8 protein-coding genes and 1 pseudogene are annotated in these 8,058 nt (G+C 50.0%); 5 read left to right on the top strand and 4 right to left on the bottom strand.

From position 1 onward, the window contains the following. The 4 genes and pseudogenes from gatB to gatC form a co-directional block, all read right to left on the bottom strand. Positions 1-257: pseudogene (gene gatB / locus ACTHUT_RS11000) on the bottom strand (Asp-tRNA(Asn)/Glu-tRNA(Gln) amidotransferase subunit GatB); the annotation flags it as partial. Positions 258-355: 98 nt separating this feature from the next. Then, positions 356-976 (bottom strand): trimeric intracellular cation channel family protein, encoded by a 621-nt coding sequence (locus ACTHUT_RS10995; RefSeq protein WP_188212171.1) that lies wholly within the window; start codon positions 974-976, stop codon positions 356-358. Positions 977-1,073: 97 nt separating this feature from the next. Next, positions 1,074-2,522, bottom strand: a complete 1,449-nt coding sequence (gene gatA / locus ACTHUT_RS10990; protein ID WP_440386221.1) for an Asp-tRNA(Asn)/Glu-tRNA(Gln) amidotransferase subunit GatA — start codon at positions 2,520-2,522, stop codon at positions 1,074-1,076. Positions 2,523-2,672: 150 nt separating this feature from the next. Then, positions 2,673-2,963, bottom strand: coding sequence for an Asp-tRNA(Asn)/Glu-tRNA(Gln) amidotransferase subunit GatC (gene gatC / locus ACTHUT_RS10985; RefSeq protein WP_003685110.1), 291 nt, complete (start codon positions 2,961-2,963; stop codon positions 2,673-2,675). 224 nt (positions 2,964-3,187) lie between these two features. Here gatC and ACTHUT_RS10980 point away from each other — a divergent pair, with 224 nt between their 5' ends. The 5 genes from ACTHUT_RS10980 to ACTHUT_RS10960 form a co-directional block, all read left to right on the top strand. After that, a complete protein-coding gene (locus tag ACTHUT_RS10980; RefSeq protein ID WP_003747269.1) occupies positions 3,188-4,225 on the top strand; it encodes a rod shape-determining protein in 1,038 nt (345 codons plus the stop codon). An 11-nt stretch (positions 4,226-4,236) separates the two neighbouring features. Beyond that, positions 4,237-5,079 (top strand): rod shape-determining protein MreC, encoded by an 843-nt coding sequence (mreC, locus tag ACTHUT_RS10975; protein WP_070837547.1) that lies wholly within the window; start codon positions 4,237-4,239, stop codon positions 5,077-5,079. Positions 5,080-5,083: 4 nt separating this feature from the next. Further along, positions 5,084-5,584 carry a rod shape-determining protein MreD gene (gene mreD, locus ACTHUT_RS10970; RefSeq protein WP_440386220.1) on the top strand — a complete coding sequence of 167 codons (501 nt, stop codon included), beginning with the start codon at positions 5,084-5,086 and terminating at the stop codon, positions 5,582-5,584. A 4-nt stretch (positions 5,585-5,588) separates the two neighbouring features. After that, complete coding sequence (mrdA, locus tag ACTHUT_RS10965) at positions 5,589-7,637, top strand: penicillin-binding protein 2 (protein WP_440386219.1); 2,049 nt, start codon at positions 5,589-5,591, stop codon at positions 7,635-7,637. After that, positions 7,630-8,058 (top strand): FtsW/RodA/SpoVE family cell cycle protein (locus tag ACTHUT_RS10960; protein ID WP_440418799.1); only part of this gene is annotated, 429 nt, incomplete at its 3' end. The genes mrdA and ACTHUT_RS10960, both read left to right, overlap by 8 nt.

Below are 8,058 nucleotides of genomic sequence, written 5' to 3'. Positions count from 1 at the left end.
AAATCAGGATAAAAATAGTTTTTACGGTCAAACACGTTTTTCTGATTGATTTTCGCATCCAAAGCCAAACCGAGTTTGATGGCTTTTTCGACGACTTCGCGGTTCATTACCGGCAATACGCCCGGCAACGCACACTCAACCACGCTGGCGTGGGCATTAGGTTCGGCACCGAATGCAGTGGATGCGCCGCTGAAGATTTTGGATTGGGTGTTGAGTTGGACGTGGATTTCCAGTCCGATTACGGTTTCCCAAGTCATAAGGGTCTTTCTGTCGAAAAAAAGTTAATCGGTTAAATGAATGATTCGTTTTCAGACGGCCTGAATAAAAAACATAACAGGCCGTCTGTAAGATAAGTTTATTTCCTGCGGCGTTGGAAACCGGGCAGTTGCCAATGGAAACGGTATGCAGTCAGGCGAAACAACAATCCACCGGCAAAGAGCAGGTTTAACGTAAAAATATTAATCCAGCCCAAACGCCCGAACAGATAAATCAGTCCGCCAATCAAAATAGCCACGCTGCCGTAAAGGTCGGTGCGTAAAATCATCGGCACGTCATTGACCAAAATATCACGCGCAATACCGCCGCCAACGGCAGTCACAAAAGCCAAAGAAATAACGCCGAACAGATTAAGCTGCAAAGCCATGCCGATTTGTGCGCCGGTAATACTGAACGCAGCCAGACCGACGGCATCGGCAATAATAAAGGCAGCGGCCAAGTAAGTGCTGCGATAGCGTTGCACCCTTACCAACCATGCAATGGCCAGTGTGGCAAATACAACAATCAGCGCATCGGTTTGCAAAAACACCTGCGGAATCCGGCCGACCAAGCCGTCGCGTATCATGCCGCCGCCGACAGCCGTCAGTAACGCGGTAATGACGACACCGAGTACATCCAATCGCTTGTTGTAGCCGACCAAATAGCCGGAAATGGCAAACGCGGCTGTTCCAATGATTTGGATAAAGTCGGTGGTTGTCATGATTTTTAAATATCTATAATTTGCAGCGCCTAAATGATTCAGGCGCTTTTTATGATTTATTTTCAGACGGCCTTGAATCCATCAAGGCTCTAAAACATTACTCCGGTGCTTTAGTATGCCAATCGCTGTTCAGTTGAACTTGATGTGCGGCACCCAAAATTTTGGCTTCGGAGAAATAATTACCGATAAACTGAACACCAATCGGCAGACCGTTTGCGCTGAAACCGGCAGGTAGGGTCAGTGCAGGCAAACCGGCAAGGTTCACGGCGATGGTGTAAATATCGGATAAGTACATTTGCACAGGGTCGTGAATGTCGCTGCCGAGTTTCGGCGCGGCAGTCGGTGCAGTCGGTGCTAAAATGAAATCACATTGACCAAAGGCCGTCTGAAAATCATTGGCAACCAGACGGCGCAGTTTTTGGGCTTTCAGGTAATAAGCATCATAGTAACCATGACTCAATACATAAGTACCGATCATGATACGGCGTTTGACCTCGCTACCGAAACCTTCGGCACGGGTGTTGCTGTACATTTCTTCAAGATCACTGAATTGCGCCGCACGATGGCCATAACGTACGCCGTCGAAACGGGACAAGTTGGTACTTGCTTCAGCGGAGGCGAGAACGTAATAAGCAGGAATCGACAATGAAGTTTGCGGCAACGAAACTTCAACAGTCTCAGCGCCTTGGGCTTTAAGCAAATCAATCACGTTTTGCAAGGCCGTCTGAACATCGGCATCCGCGCCTTCGCCGAAATATTCTTTAGGCAAACCGATTTTCAACCCTTTGAGCGGCTTGTCCAAATCACGGGTGTAATCTTCTTTGTCGCGTTCCAAACTGGTGGAATCACGCTCGTCAAAGCTGGCCATGGCGTTCAACAAAATCGCGCAGTCTTCGGCCGTTTGCGCCATAGGGCCGGCTTGGTCGAAGCTGGAAGCATAGGCAACCATACCGAAGCGTGAAACCGTACCGTAAGTCGGCTTAATACCGGTAATACCGCAATGCGATGCAGGCTGACGGATAGAACCGCCGGTATCCGAACCCAAAGCAGCCGGTGCCAAACGCGCTGCAATCACGGCAGCCGAACCGCCTGACGAACCGCCGGGAACATGCTCAAGATTCCATGGGTTTTTGGTTACGCCGTAGAACGAAGTCTCATTAGTCGAGCCCATGGCAAATTCGTCCATATTGGTACGGCCGAGAGTAACCATGCCGGCATCCAGCAGGTTTTGCACCACAGTGGCAGTATAAGGAGAAACAAAGTTATCCAACATCTTGGAACTGCATGCACTGCGCCAACCTGTTTGACAGAAAATATCTTTGTAAGCAACCGGTACACCGGTCAAAGCGGTCGCATTACCGGCTGCGATACGCGCATCGGCTGCTTTGGCTTCAGCAAGGGTCTTATCTTGATCGATGGTCACATAGCCATTGATGGCAGGGTTTTTCGCAGCAATAGCGGCCAAATATTCGGTCGCCAATTCGACTGCGGAAATTTGTTTGGATTGCAGCAGGCTGCTGGCTTGTTTGAGCGTGTAAGCGGTCATTGTGCCGTACTTTCTATAAAACAGTTTTTGCTTTCAAAACAGATATTGAAAACATCCGTTTAAATCAATAAATCGGGCCGTCTGAACAGAATATCCTTTCAGACGGCCTTGCAATAGGGGTTTGCCGATAAGCAAAGGCCGTCTGAAACCTTATTCCTCAATCACTTGAGGAACGATATACAGACGATTGCGCACTTCTGGGGCAACCGCCTGATATTCGGCGGCATGGTCGGTTTCAGTCACTTTATCTTCGCGCAGGCGCAAAGCGGCTTCGTGCGGATGCGCCATAGGTTCGATGCCGTCGGTATTGACGCTTTGCATGTTTTCAACCATGGCGAAAATGTCGTTCAACTCGGCAAGCGTTTTGTTTTTTTCTTCGTCCGTTAAAGTGAGGCGTGAGAGTTTTGCGATTTTTTCCACATCATTTAAGCTTAAAGCCATAAAAAATCCTTGTCTGATAGCAATGCACCTTGGGTTTGGGGTATCATTGCATTTCGTCTTCTATGAAGCGAAGAATTATAACCGAAAACCAAACAGGTTGGCATGGTGTTTTGATTCAGACGGCCTTTTCAGGGTTCATTTATCCGTCTTAAACCGTGTACCTGTTTTTCTTATTTTAAATAACGCTAAACACATCCGGGCTGGGCCGGAATTTCAGGTATCCTATGTTTCGTCTTTTATCTCGTTTTCTTTCTAATGATATTGCCATCGACTTGGGCACGGCCAACACGTTGATTTTTGTACGCGGCAAAGGGATTGTTTTGGATGAGCCGTCCATGGTTGCGATTCAATCCGGCGCGGGCAATAAAAGTAAAATCATGGCAGTTGGTACGGAAGCCAAAAAAATGCAGGGCCGTGCGCCGCGCAATATCGAAATCGTCCGTCCGATGAAAGACGGCGTGATTGCCGATTTTGTGATTACCGAGCGTATGCTGGGTATGTTGATTAAAAAAGCCACCGAAGGACGGTCTTTGGTTCCGCCCCGTGTGGTTATCTGTGTTCCGGGCGGCTCTACCCAAGTGGAACGTAAAGCGATTTTGGATTCAGCGTTTGCCGCCGGCGCGGCAAGCGTGCATTTGATTGAAGAACCGATGGCCGCCGCTTTGGGCGCGGGTTTGCCGATTGAAGATGCGGCAGGTTCGATGATTGTCGATATTGGCGGCGGCACTACTGAAATCGGTATTCTTTCACTGGGCGGTATGGCCTATTCTGCTTCCGTCCGCGCAGCCGGTGACGAATTCGATAAAAGCATCATCCATTACCTGCGCCGTCATCGCGGTGTCTTAATCGGCGAGGCGACGGCAGAAGAATTGAAGAAACAAATCGGATCAGCCTCGGGCTTTGAAACCGAAACAGCCATGCGCATTAAAGGCCGCGACCTGGCCGAAGGTACGCCTAAATCCTTGGCGGTTACGTCGAATGAAATCCGTGAAGCATTGAGTGAAACGGTAAATCAAATCATCCGCGCCGTCCGTCTGGCTTTGGAACAAGCTCCGCCCGAACTGGCCGGCGATATTGCCGACCGAGGTATTATGCTGACCGGCGGCGGTGCGCTTCTGCACGGTATCGATACCGTCTTGGCCGATGCAACCGGCCTGCCCGTCGGCATTGCCGACCAGCCTCTGAACTGCGTCGCCTATGGTGCCGGTAAGGCTTTGGACTATATCGGCAAATGGGATACCGTGTTTACGGAAAACCCATAAGGTAGATGGCTATGGAACGCTCTTCTTTGCGCTTTGACGAGGCAAAAGGCCCTAAGCTGTTGCCTCGTTTTGTCGTTTATGTCGCCCTGGCGGCCGGCCTGATGGTGGCTGATTATCGCTTTTCATTGATGCAGCCTGTACGTGCGGCAGTAATGCCCATGCTCTATCCAGCTCAATGGCTGGCCAATCAACCCGTTCAACTTTATCAATATTTTGCCGATCTTTCCCAATCCAAATCCGAGCTTTTGGAACAAAACCGCCGGCTTTTAGAAGAAAATGGCCGTCTGAAAATCGATTTGCAGCGGGATAAAGTCAATACCGATGAATTGCGCGAATTGAAAAAACTGTACGGTTTGCAACAAAAAGGCATCCACAATGTTATCGGCGCGGAAGTCATTTCCAATGGCAAAGATCCACTTTCCGAAAGACTGATTATCGGCAAAGGCAGTCAAGACGGCTTGAAAGTTGGCGATGCGGTCATCGATCAAAGTGGTTTGATCGGCCTATTGACACAAGTCCATACACAAAGCGCGGAAATCGAGCTGATCTCAAGCGGACAAAGCATTGTCCCCGTAGCCGTCAGCCGCACCGGTGAACGTAATTTGGCATATGGTAATGGCAGCGGTTTGGATTTACGCTATTTCCCAACCGGCTCGGACTTGAAACCCGGTGATGTTCTGCTGACTTCCGGCTTGGACGGTACTTATCCGGCGGGGATTCCCGTTGCAACCGTCAGCAAGGTTGTCCGTGCATCGGGAACGCCTTATTACGATACGCAACTGACGCCTTTGGCCGCTTTACGCAGCAGCCGTTTTGTCTTGGTACTTTCTTCCGCCCCTTCTTCCCCACGCTGATTTCATGAACGATTTTGACGATTCTTACCGTGCAGTACCGCTGCATATCATGGCGGCCAGTCTCATTGTGATGATGATACTGGACTTTATGCCGTTTTCCTTTGACGGATTCTTCTGGCTGCCTGAAATGACGGCACTGATGCTGCTGTATTGGACATTGCACCAGCCGCAACGCGCAGGCATGGGACTGGCTTTTGCCATCGGTCTGATTGTCGATGCCGCAACCGCCGCGACTTTGGGCCTGCACGCCCTGTCTTACGTTGTGATAACTTATTTCATCTTAAACCGACGCCGCCAAATCATGCTGTACGGCCACATTATGCAATTGGCCGCTGTCTTGGCTGCCCTGCTTCTCAATCAGGCCGTCTTAACTGTTGCACGTCTGTTCCTCAATCATCAGGTCATCACTTTGCAAGGCTTTGTTGCCCCATTTGTCGGCGCACTGCTTTGGCCGATACTCAGCCAGCTGATGCTGATTGTGACCCGTATTTACCGCGCGCACTGAAAAGATGAAACCGATTCTTCCACGCCGTCTTTCCGGTGGTCAACATACCCAAAAACCTTCCGCTCAGGCAGCACAAGCCGATGCCCTATTACGCCTGCTCGTTGCTTTTATCCTGATTGTCATCTTCTTTTCCATCTTGCTGGCGCGGTTCTTTTACTTACAAGTGACTCAACACAATGAGTTTTCCGGTCAGGCATCGAGCAACCGCATCACCCTGATTCCAACTCCGCCCGTACGCGGCGAAATCGTCGACATCAACGGCGTTCCTTTGGCCAAAAACTATCCCGTCTTTTCGCTTGAAGTTATTCCCAGCCGTATCGAAGGCAAGATAGAAGATGTCATTGAAGCATTGAAAAAATACGTCGATATCACGCCGACAGATTTAAAACGCTTCAAAAAATACCGCGAAAGCTATAGAAAATTTGAAAATATCCCACTCAAGCTCAAGCTGACCGATGAAGAGGCCGCACGCTTGTCTGTGCATCTGCGCGAATTCAAAGGCGTAGAGGTCAATTCACGCACATTCCGCGAATATCCTTACGGCAAGCTGACTTCCCATTTTTTAGGCTACATCGGCCGTATTAGCGATAAAGACAAAGAAATGCTGGAAGAAGAAGGCCTGACCGCCCTCTACCGCGGCAGTACGCATATCGGCAAATCCGGCTTGGAAAAATATTACGAACACCAGCTTCATGGCGTTCCAGGCTATCAAGAAGTCGAAAAAGACGCTTACGGCAATATCGTCCGCGTATTGAAAAATGTCCCGTCCAAAATGGGGCAAACCTTGCGCCTAGGAATGGATATCCGTATGCAGCAGGAAGCCGACCGAATCTTGGGCGACCGCCGTGGCGCATTGGTGGCCATTAATCCGCAAGACGGTACTGTTTTGGCATTTGTTTCCAAACCATCTTTCGACCCCAACCTCTTTATTGACGGCATCGACAGCGATACTTGGAAAATGCTGAATGACGATTGGAAAAAGCCTTTGATCAACCGCGTTACCCAAGGCCTCTATCCACCTGGCTCTACATTCAAACCCTTTATGGGCATGGCTTTGTTGGAAAGCGGTAAAATCACTCAAAACACCATCGTCCCAGCCCCCGGCGCATGGAGCATACCCGGCAGCCGCCATATTTTCCGCGACTCTGTCCGCAGCGGTCACGGCTCGGCCAACTTGAGCAAAGCCATTCAAGTATCCTCAGATACCTTCTTCTACCGCTTGGGTTATGAAATGGGTATCGACAAAGCCTCTCCGTATTTGGCGCAATTCGGTTTCGGCCAAAAAACCGGCATTGACCTGCCCAGCGAATACACAGGCGTTTTGCCCAGCCGCGAATGGAAAGCCAAACGCTTTGCCAAATCTTCCGACCCGACCGCCAAAGAATGGCGCGCCGGCGAAATGGTTTCCGTCAGTATCGGCCAAGGCTACAACGCCTACACGCCTTTGCAAATGGCACATGCGACAGCATCTCTGGCCAACAACGGTGTTGTCCATCAGCCGCATTTGGTCAAAGAAATATTGGATTTCGGCGCGCGCAAAATTACCCGCATCAATCCTAATCCCGAACGTCAAATTCCGTTTAAAACCGACAACTTCGAATACGTCAAACGCGCAATGGAGAAGGTATTGAAACCGGGCGGTACGGCACACCGTATCGGTGGCGGACTCGCTTATACGATGGGCGGTAAAACCGGTACGGCCCAGGTCGTACAAATCAAACAAGGCAGCCGCTACAATGCCGCAGCCCTGCGCGAACAACACCGCGACCACGCATGGTTTATCTCGTTTGCGCCATTGGAAAAACCTGAAATCGCCATTGCCGTTATTTTGGAAAACGGCGGCTGGGGTGCGTATGCCGCGCCATTGGCACGTGAAATGACTGATTTTTATATGCTTCACGTCAAGCCGCAACAGTTTTCAGACGGCCTCGAAACAGATTCGGCCAAAACTGAAAAAACTGATAAACATCAGCCTATTACCAGCATTTTCCAATCTGCCTACGGACTGACTCCGACAAGCCCTGCCCCACAGCCGGAGGTTCACCATGAATAACACATCAGCGTGGAAAACGTTCAAATCCACCATTGCAGCCCCGATTGACCCTTGGCTGTTTTTTGCCATGCTCGCCATCTACATCATGAGCCTGTTTTTGCTCTATTCTGCAGACGGACAAGAGTTCGGCCAATTGGAAAACAAAACCATCCATACCGTTTTGGGCTTTGCCCTGTTATGGATTATCGCCGTATTTAAGCCGCAAACGGCCGCCAAAGTTGCCCTGCCTGTTTACATTGTCGGCGTATTGCTGCTGATTGGCGTCGAAGTTGCCGGCGTTACCGTAAACGGTTCGACCCGTTGGCTGAGCCTCGGCTTTACCCGTATCCAACCTTCCGAAATCATGAAAATCGGTATTCCCATGACTGTCGCGTGGTATTTCCAACGCTATGAAGGCCGTCTGAAATGGATACATTATATT

Source organism: Neisseria sp. P0022.S010 (assembly GCF_051956635.1).
This window is presented reverse-complemented; position numbering and strand designations above follow the sequence as displayed.